This window comes from Massilibacteroides sp. (assembly GCF_028705895.1).
Classification (GTDB): Bacteria; Bacteroidota; Bacteroidia; order Bacteroidales; family Tannerellaceae; genus Massilibacteroides.
The window spans coordinates 1-15,834 of record NZ_JAQWCQ010000067.1; the positions used below are offsets into that span (position 1 = coordinate 1).

At 39.0% G+C, this 15,834-nt stretch carries 14 protein-coding genes and 1 tRNA gene; 5 read left to right on the plus strand and 10 right to left on the minus strand.

Features of this window, described 5'->3' with window-relative positions; all coding sequences use genetic code 11:
- Positions 1-353: 353 nt before the first annotated feature.
- Positions 354-974: a SagB/ThcOx family dehydrogenase gene (locus PHT93_RS13600; RefSeq protein WP_300243998.1), complete on the minus strand. Its 621-nt coding sequence runs from the start codon at positions 972-974 to the stop codon at positions 354-356.
- A gap of 203 nt (positions 975-1,177) precedes the next feature.
- Between PHT93_RS13600 and PHT93_RS13605 the strand changes: the two genes are divergently transcribed.
- Positions 1,178-3,658, plus strand: a complete 2,481-nt coding sequence (locus PHT93_RS13605; protein WP_300243976.1) for a TonB-dependent receptor — start codon at positions 1,178-1,180, stop codon at positions 3,656-3,658.
- Positions 3,659-3,692: 34 nt separating this feature from the next.
- Here PHT93_RS13605 and PHT93_RS13610 read toward each other — a convergent pair whose 3' ends face one another.
- The 7 genes from PHT93_RS13610 to PHT93_RS13640 form a co-directional block, all read right to left on the minus strand.
- Complete coding sequence (locus PHT93_RS13610) at positions 3,693-4,664, minus strand: glycosyltransferase (protein ID WP_300244000.1); 972 nt, start codon at positions 4,662-4,664, stop codon at positions 3,693-3,695.
- Between the two features lie 127 nt (positions 4,665-4,791).
- Positions 4,792-5,856 carry a type I restriction endonuclease gene (locus tag PHT93_RS13615; RefSeq protein WP_300243978.1) on the minus strand — a complete coding sequence of 355 codons (1,065 nt, stop codon included), beginning with the start codon at positions 5,854-5,856 and terminating at the stop codon, positions 4,792-4,794.
- Positions 5,857-6,037: 181 nt separating this feature from the next.
- Positions 6,038-6,113, minus strand: a tRNA-Glu gene (locus tag PHT93_RS13620).
- Positions 6,114-6,171: 58 nt separating this feature from the next.
- A complete protein-coding gene (locus PHT93_RS13625; RefSeq protein ID WP_300243980.1) occupies positions 6,172-7,311 on the minus strand; it encodes a Fic family protein in 1,140 nt (379 codons plus the stop codon).
- A gap of 216 nt (positions 7,312-7,527) precedes the next feature.
- Positions 7,528-8,946 (minus strand): adenosylhomocysteinase, encoded by a 1,419-nt coding sequence (ahcY, locus tag PHT93_RS13630; RefSeq protein WP_300243981.1) that lies wholly within the window; start codon positions 8,944-8,946, stop codon positions 7,528-7,530.
- Positions 8,947-9,305: 359 nt separating this feature from the next.
- Positions 9,306-10,958 carry an AMP-binding protein gene (locus PHT93_RS13635; protein ID WP_300243983.1) on the minus strand — a complete coding sequence of 551 codons (1,653 nt, stop codon included), beginning with the start codon at positions 10,956-10,958 and terminating at the stop codon, positions 9,306-9,308.
- Positions 10,959-10,966: 8 nt separating this feature from the next.
- Positions 10,967-11,548 (minus strand): XRE family transcriptional regulator, encoded by a 582-nt coding sequence (locus PHT93_RS13640; RefSeq protein WP_300243985.1) that lies wholly within the window; start codon positions 11,546-11,548, stop codon positions 10,967-10,969.
- Between the two features lie 193 nt (positions 11,549-11,741).
- Between PHT93_RS13640 and PHT93_RS13645 the strand changes: the two genes are divergently transcribed.
- Genes PHT93_RS13645 through dprA form a run of 3 tightly spaced genes read left to right on the plus strand, consistent with a single transcriptional unit; the run spans position 11,742 to position 14,514 of the window.
- Positions 11,742-13,004, plus strand: a complete 1,263-nt coding sequence (locus PHT93_RS13645) for a peptidase U32 family protein (protein WP_300243987.1) — start codon at positions 11,742-11,744, stop codon at positions 13,002-13,004.
- Positions 13,004-13,402 (plus strand): acyl-CoA thioesterase, encoded by a 399-nt coding sequence (locus PHT93_RS13650; RefSeq protein WP_300243989.1) that lies wholly within the window; start codon positions 13,004-13,006, stop codon positions 13,400-13,402. Before PHT93_RS13645 ends, PHT93_RS13650 begins: the two co-directional genes overlap by 1 nt.
- A 26-nt stretch (positions 13,403-13,428) precedes the next feature.
- Entirely contained in the window at positions 13,429-14,514 is a 1,086-nt protein-coding gene (gene dprA / locus PHT93_RS13655) for a DNA-processing protein DprA (RefSeq protein ID WP_300243991.1), read from the plus strand.
- A 14-nt stretch (positions 14,515-14,528) separates the two neighbouring features.
- Here the strand turns inward: dprA and PHT93_RS13660 are convergent, their stop codons facing one another.
- Both PHT93_RS13660 and PHT93_RS13665 read right to left on the minus strand, forming a co-directional pair.
- A complete protein-coding gene (locus PHT93_RS13660) occupies positions 14,529-15,002 on the minus strand; it encodes a PaaI family thioesterase (protein ID WP_300243993.1) in 474 nt (157 codons plus the stop codon).
- A 12-nt stretch (positions 15,003-15,014) separates the two neighbouring features.
- Positions 15,015-15,350, minus strand: a complete 336-nt coding sequence (locus PHT93_RS13665; RefSeq protein ID WP_300243994.1) for a cupin domain-containing protein — start codon at positions 15,348-15,350, stop codon at positions 15,015-15,017.
- A gap of 209 nt (positions 15,351-15,559) precedes the next feature.
- Between PHT93_RS13665 and PHT93_RS13670 the strand changes: the two genes are divergently transcribed.
- On the plus strand, positions 15,560-15,834 hold a 275-nt coding region (locus PHT93_RS13670; RefSeq protein ID WP_300243996.1), incomplete at its 3' end, for a carboxypeptidase-like regulatory domain-containing protein.

Here is a 15,834-nt window from a genome sequence, read left to right on the forward strand (position 1 = left end):
GCCAACCTCTTCGGATTGACAGACGAGGATATCTATGATGCTATTATAAACAGGTCTGAAGAGATCAAGCATGTTTTTGATATTTACAAATTAAAACTGGCAAGTTGAACTTGCGAAACTTAAATAATTAATTATTGGTGATCGTTATTTTCTTTCTTAGAGCCTGTTTTAATTTTTATTCGTGGCTTATTTCGTTTTATTTTTTGTTTAGTTGTATATCCGCATGAATGAGCATAGCGGGCTATGTGATTGAATGCGGAGATGCAGATAAGCAAAAAATAAAACGAAAGAAGACCGAAACAAGCCCTCAAGAAATATCCTATAAAAATTAAAACAGGCTCTTAATTTAAAATTCATTTTTTAGGATAACCTACAGGATTATTCAGCATCGGTATCTGCGATTCTTTCAGATTTAAAGTTTTCTTTAGTCCGTCGTTATCCATCGACATACGGGGAACAGTTGAAAAACCTTTTCCGGCACAAAACAGATTAATATTCTGAGACACTATTCCTGCGTCTAAGGCTCCCATCTGAAAAGCCCTATCCGCCACATTTGCACCAAATTTAGATAAATCAGAAACTAATACCAAGCCAACAGGAGGTGTTGCAGAAGGGGTGTTTGATGGACGTCCGCTTATCAAACCGCGATGATCTCCTACAGCAACACCTTTTAAGGTATGCGTTGAAGCGTCATATAAGTAAGCTCCATCTTTTGTCAGCACGTATATATCTACATCTTGTTTGTTCAATGCCGACGGAGCAGTACGCCTACCATCCGGACGATTGATACCATTGGCAGCCCATAATAAATCAGAGATATCCTGTACACTCAATTCCTTTGAATCAAACTCACGATCAGAATGACGATCGGCCAATGCCTGCATGATCGGCTTACCTCCGGTTTTATCCGGCTCACTAAGTTTTACATCTTTAGGCTTTTGCCCATACGCAACAGTTGAGATAACAAAAGTCATAAAAATAAAGAAGAAACGGCTCATACTGATTGATTTTTAATTATTTGACATACACAAATATAGGTAATACAGAAATCTTCAACAACATCAAAATACATTTTTTAGTTATCTTTAATCTACGAAGCAGTCGTAGGGATTATCTTTCTGTTATATTTGTCGTTGTGCTTTAAAAACTAATAAAAAAACAATTCATTCTTTAATCAATGAAGAAAACATGTTGCTTGATTGTTCTGCTCTTGTTCGCGGCATTATCCGTGCATGCACAGTCAGACAAAGCCGGTTCTTTTATCATAAAAGGACAGGTCGTTGATTCGCTTACCAGCGAAACCGTTCCGTACGCTACATTAAGTATCGTATTAGCTACTAATCCTGGGAAACCAGTAAGGCTATTAGCGAGTGATGTTGATGGCAAATTTGAGACAACATTAAATCAGCCTGGTTCTTATGTAATCACCACTCAATCTGTAGGAAAGGCACCAGGGGTTAAATCTTTTACGCTGAAAGAGGGAGAGAAAACCGTAAACCTCGGGAAATTAGTTATGCAAGAACAGAATCAGCGCTTGGGAGAGGTAACAGTTACTGCTCAAAAACCATTGGTTAAAGTGGAAATAGATAAATTGACTTACAGTCTGGAGGATGATCCGGAAGCTATTACCAGTAATACTCTTGATATGTTGAAAAAGGTGCCTATGGTAACAGTAGATGGAGAAGACCAAATCCAGTTAAAGGGTTCCAGCAATTACAAGATTTACTTAAATGGGAAACCTTCTACACTATTATCCGGACAAAATGCGGCTGACGCTTTAAAAAGTATGCCGGCCAATTCTATAAAAAACATTGAAGTAATTACCGAACCGGGAGCAAAATACGATGCAGAAGGAGTAGGTGGTATCATTAACATCATCACCAACAGGAATACATTAGATGGATATACCGGAACCGTGCGTGCTAACGCAAGCGCATTAGGTCGCCTTGGAGGTGGGGGAAATATTTCAGTTAAAGCAGGTAAGTTCGGATTGACTGCTAATTACAATTACAATTACAACAAAAGTCCCTGGACAGACACAGAGTCTCATCAAGAGAATAAAATAGGAGATAAACAATATATCAATCAAATAGGAAAGAGCAAACATAAAGGGCCATTTCAATTTGGTTCATTGGAAGCAAGCTATGAAATAGACACACTGAATTTATTAAGTTTAGGCGTAAATCTATTTAATGGTAACATGACGAATAAATCAGAGCAGGATGTTGAGTCAATCAATCCTCAGAATCCTCAAAATGATTATTCCTACAGACGATACTCAGAAGGTGAAAACACATTTGGGTCAACAGATATTAATCTGGACTATCAACATTCCACAAAGAAGAAAGATGAATTATTGACAATCTCCTATAAATTCAGCCATTCTCCCGACGGAAGCAAGTCTTCGACATATCTTAAAGACGTCGTGAATTATCCTTATGCCTCTATATTCCCCCGTAAAGACGACAACGACGCTTACACAGATGAACACACGGGGCAAATCGATTATACTACTCCTTTGTTTAAAGATCATACATTAGAGGCTGGAGTAAAGTATATCCTTCGTCAAAATGTAAGTGATGCCGATATCCGGGTTTTTGATGACGCCACTCAACAATGGAACCAAACTTCCGGATCTACTAATTTTGATCATATACAACATATTTATTCAGGATATGCGGGATATGCTATCAAATACAAAAAATTTGGTTATAAAGCAGGTGTAAGAGCAGAAGGAACAAACGTTGATGTTAAATTTCAGAATACTCCGGAACAAAATTTTAAGACAGATTATTTTGATGTTGTACCCAGTGCAACAGTTTCTTATATGCTCAGCATGGCTCAGCAGATACGTTTGGGATATAATATGCGTATCCAACGTCCAAGCATCTGGTATCTGAATCCGTATATTAACGAACAAGATCCGCAGAACATTTCCTATGGTAATCCGTATCTTGATTCTGAAAAAAGCCATAATATCAACATGAACTACAGTATGTTCTCACAAAAGTTCAATTTAAACATTAACGGATATTATAGTTTTGTAAACAATGCGATTGAACGTTATACATTCATAAATGATGCCAATGTCTATGTATCAACATTTGACAATATAGGTAAGCGTCAGAATATTGGTTTATATCTGTATGCACGTTGGAATCCGGTACCACTTTTTAACATCACAGTAAATGGTGGAGGAGGATATGTTGAATATGAAGCTAAATCGAGAAATTTAAAAAATGATGGTTTCCGCGCTAATGTCTATTCGAATTTACAGTTCAACCTTCCAAAGGATTTTCGTTTTAGTGTATATGGCGGTTATTATTCTCCATGGATTATGTTACAAGGGAAAGGTGGTAGCCAATATTTCACAGGGCTAAACCTAAGCAAAGACTTCCTGAAGAAGAAACTGACTGTCACATTAGCAGCAAATAGTCCGTTCTGGAAAACGCTGAAATATGAATCCAACACAGAAGATGAAACGTTTAAAAACAAATTTATAAATAATTGGAGAACACGGGATTTTAGCATCCGTGTATCTTATACGTTCGGAAATCTGAAAGGACAGATTAAAAAAGTGCGTAGAGGCATTACAAATGATGACAGCAAGAGTGGAGACAGTGGTAGCGGAGGCGGAGGCCAAAGCAGCCCTCAATAATAAAATTGCGCGAAGAGTTCCCGTTGATAAACGATCAGCGGGAACTCTTCTTTTTACCAAAAACCAACTTGCTAAAAACCGCAGAGATAAAGCCAGTCCCATAACCCGTCAATTGTACAAAAGAGGCGGGTACTGACAACAGAGCTACTTTCAGACTTTTATTCTTCATCAGCGAATCGACAAAAAGAGCGACCATATAAATTACGGGAAGAATCAATATTGGCGGATAAAAAACAGAAGCTACCAGAATGATCGCCAGACCTACTGTGAAAAGCGCAGGGAGGCAATGAACAGGCTTCAACGATTCGGGGTATTTAATGAATAAATCAATTCTCGCTTTTCCCGAATGATTAACCTGACGAAAAAATTGGCGAAAGTCCGTACGCCGTTTATGATACACCCAAGCATCCGGGAAATAATGACAAGAATAACCTCCTTTAAAAATACGGATGCTAAAGTCAATATCTTCTCCGTAGCGCATTCTGGAAAATCCCTCCAACGCTTCATAAACCGTCTTTTTCAATCCCATATTAAAACTTCGCGGATAAAACTTATCCAATTTCTTTTTGCTTCCACGGATACCTCCCGTTGTAAAGAACGAAGTCATCGCATAATTTACCGCCTTTTGTGTTGCTGAAAAATCTTTATGTGCACGGTCTGCTCCACCGAAAGCATCTGCATTATAATGCTTAAATGAATGATCTACACTTTTCAGATAAGACGGAGGAAGAATACAGTCGGAATCCAGAATGATCACAAAAATTCCCGAACTTTGTTGTACTCCATAATTCCGGGCAGGCCCTGGTCCTGAATTTTCAATATTAAAGTAACGTATCTTCAACTGTCCATCATACTTATCCACAACATCCTTACACGGAATTTTCGATCCGTCTTCGACTATGATGACTTCAAAATCCGTGAACGTCTGTTGCGTAAGGCTTTCCAGCAGTTCATCGACTTCTTCCGGACGATTATACACCGGAATAACAATTGAGTAGATACACATAATGTTTAGAAATATTACTACAAACATAACAAAAGTTTCTTTGAGAAGAAACCTTTGTTGCGTTATAGAATTGATACTGGGAGAATCAATTATATATCAGTCAAGCAAAATCATGCTTAATAAAGCATTATTCTAATATTATAAACTTACCAGCCGAACCTAATATTTCTTCAGCATAGTTATAAATTTCATCTAAAGATTGTATTTTATATTTCACCTCTTTCTTATCATCCCCAACAAATGATATTTGCCAGTTAGTCGGAGAATTTAAGTATAGCCTACAAACGGGTTTTCTATTATTATCATCCACTAAAACAGAAAAATAGGATTGAGCATCTCTATAAAAAATTCGATCACATCTAAAAACAGGTCTAATAATAGATTTTACAATATAGAAAGCTTCCAATTCCTCTTTGGTTGTTATTATTTTATTTTCAACAATATCAACATCTATATCTTTCTGTGAAAGTTGTATTTCCTTTTCTTGTTCTTCTTTTTCAGTTTTAAGTGCTGTATTCAAACGGTCAGATATTGCATCACTAATTAATCCTGATATTGATTTTTTCACTAATGGTTCAAATTGTTCTAATACTTTAGCTGTTACAGTCCCTGGATAAACCATTTTAGTTAAATATTTTGTAAACTCGGGGCTTGGAGAATTGAATTCTTTATTCAAGACATTCTTCAATTCACCCGTATATTTAAGTTCACTTGCTGAACTCAAAATGTTATCTAAATCAAAATATGTTTTATGAAACTTTTTTATCTCATCGATCTGGTTACTCTTAATATTTAAAAGATTTACTTCAAGAAAAGGTTTTTCATCCATCCTGTTGGGTACCTCTAAATCAGTATAGAACCGATATATTATACCATTAGTTAAAAGACCGAATTTAGCATTGGTGACATGAAAATATCTCAACAATTGATTATCAAAAAGATTCAAATCCTGATTCCAGTTTTTGCATTCTATAAGAATAATCGGTTGATTATCTTTTAAAATTGCATAATCAACTTTTTCTCCCTTTTTTGTGCCTATATCACAGGTAAATTCAGGAACCACTTCAAGAGGGTTAAAGACATCGTATCCTAACGATTGGACAAAAGGCATAACAAAAGCATTTTTTGTTGCTTCTTCTGTTTGAATATTGTCTTTCAATTTTTCGATCCTGTCTGACAAGTGTTTAATCATAATCTTTTCTTGTGAGTTTTTCTTTAATCAAAAAAGAAAGATAAAATCAAATAGGCGTTATAAAAATATTAAATATAAATGTAATATCGACCGAAAATCGTCATATTTTACTTCCTCTCAACAAAATGGGTATTTGATCGATAAAAGAAAAAGCCCACCCAAAGTAAGGCAAGCTTTAAAATGGTAGTGCGTCCGGGGTTTGAACCCGAGTTTCCGCCGTGAGAGGGCGGCGTCCTAGACCACTAGACGAATGCACCGGAATGATGATACAAAAGTACAAAGTATTTTAATTCATTATTCGCCTGCTTGATATTTTTACATCCCGAAAATTTTCAGATATTGCTCAAAAACAAATATTCGATTTCGGTTTTGCCCTGTTATCTCTTTTAAGAAGCCCTGTTTCTGCATAGCCGAAACAAGATCATTTGCCGCTTTATAACTAAGATTACAAATTGCAGCAGTCTGTTCTATAGAAACAATCGGATTTTTAAATAATGAATTGATAAAAATAAGACCTGAGTTACTTCGTCTACCAAATGATATTTTTATTTTGTCCTCAACTTGCGCCTTTAAAGTTAGTATTTCAGAGAGAGTTTCAACCGCCTTAGCAGCAGTCTGTTCCACTCCTACAAGAAAATATTTTATCCATTGTATCATATTATTATTAGTACGTACCATACTTAAATTGTCATAATAGAGACTCTTATTCTTTTCAAAATAATAAGATAAATAAAGCAAGGGTTGTCCCAATATCTTCTCTGAAACTAAGAACAATGTAATCATTAATCGACCAATACGTCCATTTCCATCAAGAAAAGGATGAATGGTTTCAAATTGATAATGTGCTATTGCTATACGAATCAACGCAGGAACGTGAAGTTCCTCATTGTTGAGGAATTTTTCTAAATCTCCCATTAACTCATTAACAAATGAATGAGTAGGAGGTATAAATACTGCATCCATTAGTGAATTACCTCCTATCCAATTCTGACTACTCCTATATTCTCCAGGTAATTTGTGTTCTCCTCTAACACTTTGAAGGAGTATTTTATGAACTGTTTTTAATAGCCGTGAAGAGATAGGAAGATTCTCTAACTGTTCAACGGCAATATTCATTGCTTTAATATAATTGTTTACCTCATGCCAATCATTTTTTCTCTCAGGTCGTATTTCTTCTATGGGTAAAAGAGCTTCATCCATATTAGTTTGCGTCCCTTCAATCCGACTCGACACAACGGCCTCCTTAGTAACGTGTAATTGAATAAACAAATCTATGTTTGGAACTAATCTCGCAAAAGAATTTAATTCTCCTAACTTTACAGCCGCTTTTTCCAATAATTGGTTTATAACAGGGGATTGCCAAGTCCATTCTTCATTAATTGTAGTTGGCACAAAGTACTTATACCCTAATGTTTTTTCAAAATGGCCTGCTTGATATTTTTCTAGTTCAATCATAATTATTTTTATTATTGCAAAATAAAACAAAGATACTGTTATTTTACTTTCATGCACAAAAGTAAAATAACGTTTTTCTTATTTTACTTTTAATCCCTTCCCGACTTTACTATAAGTTCTCTCTTTACGGTATTTGACATCACAAAAATACCCCTATATTTTTCTTTCGATAGTTACCGGAAGAAAGAACATAGGGGCAAAGAATAAGATAATAAATCAATATCTGTAATGATCAGCCTTATACGGACCATCTACGGATACTCCGATATAGTCGGCTTGCGCTTTTGTTAGTTTGGTGAGTTTTACTCCGATGCGTTCCAGATGCAGGCGAGCAACCTCTTCGTCTAAATACTTGGGCAGACGATAGACATCAACTTTGTAGTTGTTTTGCCATAAATCAATCTGAGCCAATACCTGATTGGTAAAGGAGTTACTCATTACGAAAGAAGGATGACCGGTTGCACAGCCTAAGTTAACTAAACGTCCTTCGGCCAACAGGAAGATCGAGTTTCCGGTTGGGAATGTGTATTTGTCCACTTGCGGTTTGATGTTCGTATGCTTAATTCCGGGATAATTAACTAAGTTGTCCACCTGTATTTCGTTGTCGAAATGACCGATATTGCAAACTATTGCCTGGTCTTTCATCTGAGCCATATGTTCGATCGTGATGATATCCCGATTCCCGGTTGTTGTCACAAAAACGTTCCCTTCTTTTACGGCTTCTTCCATCGTTGTTACTTCAAATCCTTCCATCGCAGCTTGCAAGGCACAGATCGGATCGATTTCAGTCACCACCACACGAGCTCCGTATGAACGCATAGAATGCGAACAACCTTTACCGACATCGCCATAACCGGCAACAACAACAACTTTACCGGCAATCATCACATCCGTAGCACGTTTGATGCCGTCGGCTAATGATTCGCGGCAACCGTATAAATTATCGAATTTCGACTTTGTAACCGAGTCGTTTACATTGATAGCAGGAACAAGCAATTCGCCTTTTTCCATCATCTGATACAGACGATGAACACCGGTAGTTGTTTCTTCCGATACCCCTTTCATTTCGGAAACCGTACGATGCCAACGGGTATTATCTTCTGCTAAAATACGATGTACCGTATCAAGAATCACTTGTTCTTCGTGATTGCCTCCTTTACGGTTAATTGTTTCAGCATCGTTCTCTGCACGATATCCCCAATGTACAAGCAAGGAAGCGTCTCCCCCATCATCCACAATCATCTGAGGCCCTTTCCCGTCAGGGAAACGCATCGCCATGTCCGTACACCACCAGTATTCTTCAAGGGATTCTCCCTTCCAGGCAAATACCGGAACCCCTGTTGCAGCAATAGCTGCTGCGGCGTGATCCTGTGTAGAGAAGATGTTACAACTTGCCCAGCGCACGTCAGCGCCTAACGCAACTAATGTTTCGATTAACACTGCTGTCTGAATCGTCATATGCAGTGAGCCGGTGATACGCGCACCTTTCAGCGGTTGTTGTCCGCTATACTTAGCACGTAAAGCCATTAATCCCGGCATTTCGTGTTCGGCTATTTCGATCTCTTTGCGACCGAAATCCGCCAAACCAATATCCGCCACTTTATAAGGCAGATTAGTTGGAAATAATTCTGGCATAAATGAATGTATTAAAAAGATTTATGTCGTAAAGATACCTCTTTTAAATTTCTCGACAAGTAAGGGAGTAGTTCTTTCATGAAAAAGTAGCCTTAACGAACGCTATATCTAATTGATTCGGGCTTATCGTTATTTGTGAAATAATGCAAAAAACAGAGCCTTGAAAAGTTAAAGTCCGATATAAAAATCGAACCTTAACAGCTCCCTCAAAAATATGACCAGAGCCTTTTTTTTAAAACTAAGTAGTCTTTTTTCCCAAAGACTACTTAGTTTTTCCCCAAAGACTATAGTCTGTCTGAAGGGGGCTGTTAATGCCCAAGTAAAGTCTTCTTTTTCGGTTTGTTATTTTTTCTTAATTATTATATCGGAACAACATTCTGTTCGGCGAGTAATTCTAAGGCAACATCTTTCAATTTATACTTCTGGATTTTTCCACTTCCGGTCATTGGAAATGTTTCGACAAAGAATACGTATTTAGGTATCTTGTGGCGGGAAATCTTACCGCGACAAAAATCGCGCACCTCTACGTCGGTTAGTGTTGCTCCTTCATGCAAGATGATAAAAGCCCCGACTTCTTCTCCATACTTCTTCGATGGGACAGCGGCTACTTGTACGTCTTTCACACCTTTCAGATGATACAAAAACTCCTCAATTTCACGGGGATAGATATTCTCCCCGCCGCGAATGATCATGTCTTTGATTCTTCCGGTGATGCGGAAATAGCCATCCTCATCTCTGATTCCTAAGTCGCCACTATGAAGCCAACCGTCTTTGTCGATAACTTCAGCTGTTGCCTGCGGATTCTTATAATAGCCCTTCATGATCAGATATCCTCTACAGCAAACTTCACCTTGTTCACCAAAGGCACATTCCTCTCCGGTTTCGGGATTTATAATCCGCACCTCCGTGAATGGATATTCCTTACCCACCGTTGTACAGCGTTTTTCAAACGAATCGCTCAATACCGAATGTGTCATTCCAGGTGAGCTTTCCGTCAGACCGTAAACACTCGTGATATGTGTAATATGTAGTTTATCCGTAACGGCACGCATCAGCTCGATAGGACAAAGCGCACCTGCCATAATTCCTGTTCGAAGCGACGTAAGATCAAACATATCAAACATCGGATGATTCATTTCTGCGATAAACATGGTAGGAACACCGTAAAGCATCGTGCATCGTTCTTTATGCACGGAAGCCAGTACAACATGTGGATTAAATCGTTCAACCATCACCTGCGTACTACCATGAGTCAGGCTGCTCATCGTCGCTAACACCACCCCGAAGCAATGAAACAGGGGTACACAACAACAAAGTTTGTCATCAGCCGTAACCCCCATTCCTTCACCGGTGAAATATCCGTTGTTCGTTATATTATGATGGGTCAGCATAACACCTTTCGGAAATCCGGTTGTACCCGAAGTATATTGCATATTAACCACATCGTAACAAGTCACTTGCTGTTTCGCGTTTATGAGAACGGTATCTTCTATATTCTCTCCAAGAAGTAATAATTCAGGAGTACAATACATCCCTCTATACTTTTCCTGACCGATGTAAACCACATTCTTTAGCTCGGGAAAGCGCTCACTCTTGAGAAATCCGCGTTGCGATGTTTTCAGTTCGGGAAGCATAGCGTAAACCATGTCCACATAGTTACTATCGAAAACTCCTTCCGTAATACATAAGGTATGGATATCTGCATTTTCAACCAGATATTCTAATTCGTGTTGCTTATAGTTTGTATTTACAGTGACAAGTATTGCTCCTATTTTTGCACCGGCATATAAGAAAGTCAGCCAATCCGGCACATTCGTTGCCCAGATTCCGACATGCGTACCTTTTTTCACGCCGATAGACAACAAGCCTTTAGCCATTTTGTCCACACGTTCATTCAGCATTTCCCAAGTAAATCGTAAATCTCTGTCCGAATAAACAATAGCTTCTTTGTCGGGAGTCAACTGAGCCCAATGTTCAACCCATTCTCCGATGGTTTTATTCTGCAGTTCCATAGGCTTCTTCAATAAGGAGTATAAATAACGCCCAAAATACGAGCAGTGCCACCATTGGCGGCATGTACGTGATGGGCAACAATAGAATCATAATAAATACTATCTCCTTCTTCGAGGATATACGTATTTTTTCCATAATTAATCTCAACAATTCCTCCCAACACAAAAATAAACTCCTCCCCTTCATGGGTGGACATAATAAAGTCAGCCCCCTTTGAAGATTCTATATCAATAAGGAAAGGTTCCATATGCCTCCCGGATTTATCTTGCGAAAGGGATTGATAAGACATATGTTTGCGGGTCTGAGTTGCATTATTAGAAAAACTGATACTCTTTGCGTGACTTGCCTCAGACTTACGACAGATAACAGGACCGAGTTCTGCCTGATCATCTAAAAAAGTTCCGAGACGGACACCTAATACCCGAGCGATTTTAATCAACGGAGCTAAGGAAGGGAAATCGGTATTATCTTCAATTCGTTTGATTTGTTCCATGTTTAAACCGGAGCGTTCTGCTACATCTTCTATCGATAATTGTTGCGACTCGCGGATATTCCGGATCTTCTCTCCAATTATTTTATTATGTCCCATGTTACTAATCGTTTGTTATTGTTTGTATTTGTTTTATCAACTATAAGTTTGTTGGGCAAAAATACATTAATTTATTATATTTCAAAGAAAGTAAGAATGATTGTTTTGGTATATACTTATCGGATAATCAGTCAAAAGCACATACCGTTATTATTTGTAACTTTGCAGTCTGAATTATTTAAACAATACGACTTTGACAGAGAAGGATTTTGAAATAATGGCGCCTGTCGGTTCTTATGAATCGCTTGCTGCTGCAATACAAGGGGGAGCCGATTCGATTTATTTTGGTATTGAGGGATTGAATATGCGTGCCCGCTCAGCTAATAATTTTACAACGGAAGACTTACGCAAGATTGTGGAGATCTGTCGCGAACACGGAATAAAGAGTTACCTGACCGTAAACACCGTTATTTACGGAGAAGACCTCGATCTCATGAGGCAGATTATCGACGCGGCAAAAGAAGCTGAAATATCGGCTGTTATTGCAGCAGATGTTGCACCCATGAATTATGCCAACAGCATCGGCCAGGAAGTGCATCTTTCTACTCAGTTGAATATATCGAATGTAGAAGCGCTGAAATTTTATGCTCATTTTGCGGATGTGGTTGTTCTTGCCCGCGAGCTTAATCTGGAGCAAGTACACGAGATTTATGAACAAATAGTAGCTCAACAGATCAAAGGGCCTAAAGGAGAACTAATCCGTATCGAGATGTTTGCGCATGGTGCTTTGTGCATGGCAGTCTCGGGAAAATGTTATCTGAGTCTGCATGAAATGAATGCTTCAGCCAATCGGGGAGCTTGCACGCAAATCTGCCGCAGGGGTTATACGGTAAAGGATAAAGATACGGATATAGAATTGGATATAGATAATCAATATATTATGTCGCCTAAAGACTTAAAGACGATCCATTTTATGAATAAGATGATGGATGCAGGGGTCAGGGTGTTCAAAATAGAAGGTCGCGCACGCGGCCCGGAATATGTGCGTATTGTATCCGAATGTTATAAAGATGCAGTCAGAGCCTACTGCAACGGAACATTCAGCGAAGAGAAAGTTGCCATCTGGGATGAACGGTTGGCGACGGTATTCAATCGCGGTTTCTGGGATGGTTATTATCTTGGGCAGCGTTTGGGAGAATGGACAAGCCGTTACGGCTCAAGCGCCACAAAGAAGAAAGTCTATGTTGCCAAAGCGATTAAATATTTTAGTGAGCTTGGAGTCGCTGAATTTGAAATGGAATCACAAACGCTTAAAGTCGGCGATGAAATTCTGATTACCGGGCCTACGACAGGAGCCCTGATGCAGACAATAGAAGAGATACGCGTTGATCTCAAGCCGGTTGAAGAAACGGTACGTGGCGAACGTTTTTCTTTCAAGGTAAAAGGGAAAGAGAAAATTCGTCCTTCGGACAGAATGTACAAACTTGTTGTTAACAACGTAAAGGAATTTAAATAATGAAAAAATATTTGTTCAAACTCGATATGAAGGTTCGGGATTATGAATGCGACCTGCAGGGCGTCGTAAACAACGCCAATTACCAACATTATATGGAACATACGCGCCACGAGTTTCTCGAATCTTTAGGGGAAAACTTCGGAGCAATGCATGATAATGGTGTTGATGCTTTTGTGTCGCGTGTAGAAATTCATTATCGGACTTCTCTTCATAGCGGAGATCACTTCTCGTCCTATCTGAATCTTAGAAAAAATGGTCCCAAGTTAGTATTCGAACAGGAAATTTACCGGGAGCCTGATCATGTATTGGCAGCTAAAGGTACTGTCGATACGGTGGTTGTGGAAAATGGGAAATTAACGCGGGGAGAATACTTTGATCATCTTATTGAGAAAGAATAAATAAAACAACGACCAACCAAAACTACATGTTATACCAAATTGCCTTAACCATGATATACGGGGTGGGGAGCGTCCACAGCCGTCAACTATTGGAGTATTTCGGAACAGCAGAAGCCATCTTTTCCGAAAAAGAACGTTTGTTAGAAAAAGTTCCCGGAATAGGAGCAAAAACAGCAGCAGAGATAAAGAATCCGGCAGTTCTCACACAGGCAGAATCGGAACTCGCTTTCATGGAGAAGAATCAGATAAGCGGCCTTTTCATCACAGATAATGCTTATCCTTATCGACTTCGGGAATGTGTAGATGCTCCTCTCCTGCTCTATTCTAAAGGGAATATAGATTTAAACAAAACACGAACCGTGAGTATAGTGGGAACGCGTAATGCGACAAGTTACGGCAGAGACATGACAGAACAATTTGTTTCTGATTTATGTGCGGCATTCCCGGATATACAGATCATAAGTGGTTTGGCTTTCGGAATCGATATATTTTCTCATAAAGCTGCCTTAAAAAATAATTTATCGACAGTTGCTGTACTGGCACATGGATTAGACAGGATTTATCCCGGAGTTCATCGTTCTGTAGCGATAGAAATGCTCCAACAAGGAGGTTTGCTGACCGACTATCCAAGTGGAACAAATCCGGATCGGCAAAACTTTGTAAAAAGGAACCGGATCGTTGCAGGATTAGCAGACGCAACAATTGTAATCGAGTCGGCAGAAAAGGGTGGATCACTGATTACTGCCGATATCGCTTTCTCCTATAGCCGCGATGTCTTTGCCTTTCCGGGGAAAACGTCCGACCCGCAATCCCGCGGGTGCAACAAACTGATCAAATTAAACAAAGCGGGATTGATCACTTCTGCGGCCGATTTTATTTCAGCGATGAACTGGGAAGAAAAGCCAAAGGTGATACAGGCAGAATTATCTTTTACTGATATTGACGACGATAATCCGGTAACCTCCCTGATCCGCCAAAAGAAGGAAATGCATATCAACGATTTGGCGATCGAACTTGAAGTAACCATCTCCGAACTATCCGTCCTCCTTTTCGAACTGGAGATGGAGGGCAAAGTGAAAGCTCTTCCCGGAGGCAGATATCGTATTCCTTAGAAGAGTCAGACGCGTTATTCGCCTTCCGTTTTACATTCAACAAAGGAGAAATCCTGAAGTGCTTTTTCTTTACTGATCGTAAAGTAGAGCATATTGGCATTTGCACATATTTCTCCTTTTGAATTGTATATTTCCGCTTCTAAAAACACAGCATTTCTTTTCTGTTCCTTGATCCTTCCCCGTATGGTGAGTTGGGGTTCATCTGTAGATATACTCTTGATAAACTTTGCGTCTAATTTGGACGTTACGCCTGCAGTCTGCAATTTTCGCGTAATCACCCAACCTCCTACTTCATCCATCAATGTACATTGTATTCCTCCATGCAATGTCTTCACCCAACCCTGGGCATAAGTTGTCGGCTTCCAAATGGAAACAATATCATCACCATCCTCAAAGAATTCCATTTTAAGACCATGGTCATTCTTTGGCGAACAAGCAAAACACATATATTCGTCCCTGTCCACCCAGGGACTTATTATCTTCTTCATACAATTATATATTTATAGAAAATCTTCCCGAATAGGATTAAAACTATCAATCAGTCTTGCGGTTGGCGTGAGCAGTTGTATCGCATGCTTCTTTCCGGAGGCTACGGCAAACAGATCTCCGGCTTTCAACCGGACAGGCTCTTCTCCTTCTTCCAGAAACAACACCTCCCCATAAGCAATATAGCAGGTTTGTTCATGCGGATGACTATGATAAGGATCAGGCTCAGACATCGGTCCACCAGAAAAATCAACGATAACCGTCATAAGGTTGTTTGTCCGGATTAGTCGTCTTTGAATAGTAGCCCCAACCAGCGTAGCCTTACTTCCCTCAAATTTAAGAATATTCATACCCATTGACTTTAATGAAACAATAAAACAAAAGTAAAAGATTCCTCCATTAATAAGGCCATCAAAGAGCTGTTAAATCTACGTTGCCGGACAATATATGCATATGTTTTGGACAAAATCCCCCCTTTGAGATACACTTATGCCAATACATTTGTGTTTCAAATTAGTTATTAACCTTATTAATCTACTAAATTATGATGCACAAAAGTATGAAAAGTACGTTTAGGAGATTGTTTTTGTTCGCGCTAACACTCTGTTCTCCTATATGGATTACACAAGCGTTAGCTGCTCATACAACAAATGACTCCTCCTCCTTTACAGAAACGCAACAAGCTAAGAAGACAATTACCGGAACAGTAACAGATGCTTCCGGAGAACCAATTATCGGTGCGAATGTTGTTGAATCAGGAACAACAAACGGAACCATTACTGACTTTGACGGAAAATTCACACTCTCTATCGCTCCCAATTCAACAGTTATAAT

Coding starts and splice junctions, on each gene's coding strand:
- PHT93_RS13640 (WP_300243985.1), bottom strand. CDS start 11,548: ATGGGACATAATAAAATAATTGGAGAGAAGATCCGGAATATCCGCGAG.
- ahcY (WP_300243981.1), bottom strand. CDS start 8,946: ATGCCAGAATTATTTCCAACTAATCTGCCTTATAAAGTGGCGGATATT.
- PHT93_RS13635 (WP_300243983.1), bottom strand. CDS start 10,958: ATGGAACTGCAGAATAAAACCATCGGAGAATGGGTTGAACATTGGGCT.
- PHT93_RS13665 (WP_300243994.1), bottom strand. CDS start 15,350: ATGAATATTCTTAAATTTGAGGGAAGTAAGGCTACGCTGGTTGGGGCT.
- PHT93_RS13660 (WP_300243993.1), bottom strand. CDS start 15,002: ATGAAGAAGATAATAAGTCCCTGGGTGGACAGGGACGAATATATGTGT.
- dprA (WP_300243991.1), top strand. CDS start 13,429: ATGTTATACCAAATTGCCTTAACCATGATATACGGGGTGGGGAGCGTC.
- PHT93_RS13600 (WP_300243998.1), bottom strand. CDS start 974: ATGACTTTTGTTATCTCAACTGTTGCGTATGGGCAAAAGCCTAAAGAT.
- PHT93_RS13605 (WP_300243976.1), top strand. CDS start 1,178: ATGAAGAAAACATGTTGCTTGATTGTTCTGCTCTTGTTCGCGGCATTA.
- PHT93_RS13625 (WP_300243980.1), bottom strand. CDS start 7,311: ATGATTGAACTAGAAAAATATCAAGCAGGCCATTTTGAAAAAACATTA.
- PHT93_RS13610 (WP_300244000.1), bottom strand. CDS start 4,664: ATGTGTATCTACTCAATTGTTATTCCGGTGTATAATCGTCCGGAAGAA.
- PHT93_RS13650 (WP_300243989.1), top strand. CDS start 13,004: ATGAAAAAATATTTGTTCAAACTCGATATGAAGGTTCGGGATTATGAA.
- PHT93_RS13615 (WP_300243978.1), bottom strand. CDS start 5,856: ATGATTAAACACTTGTCAGACAGGATCGAAAAATTGAAAGACAATATT.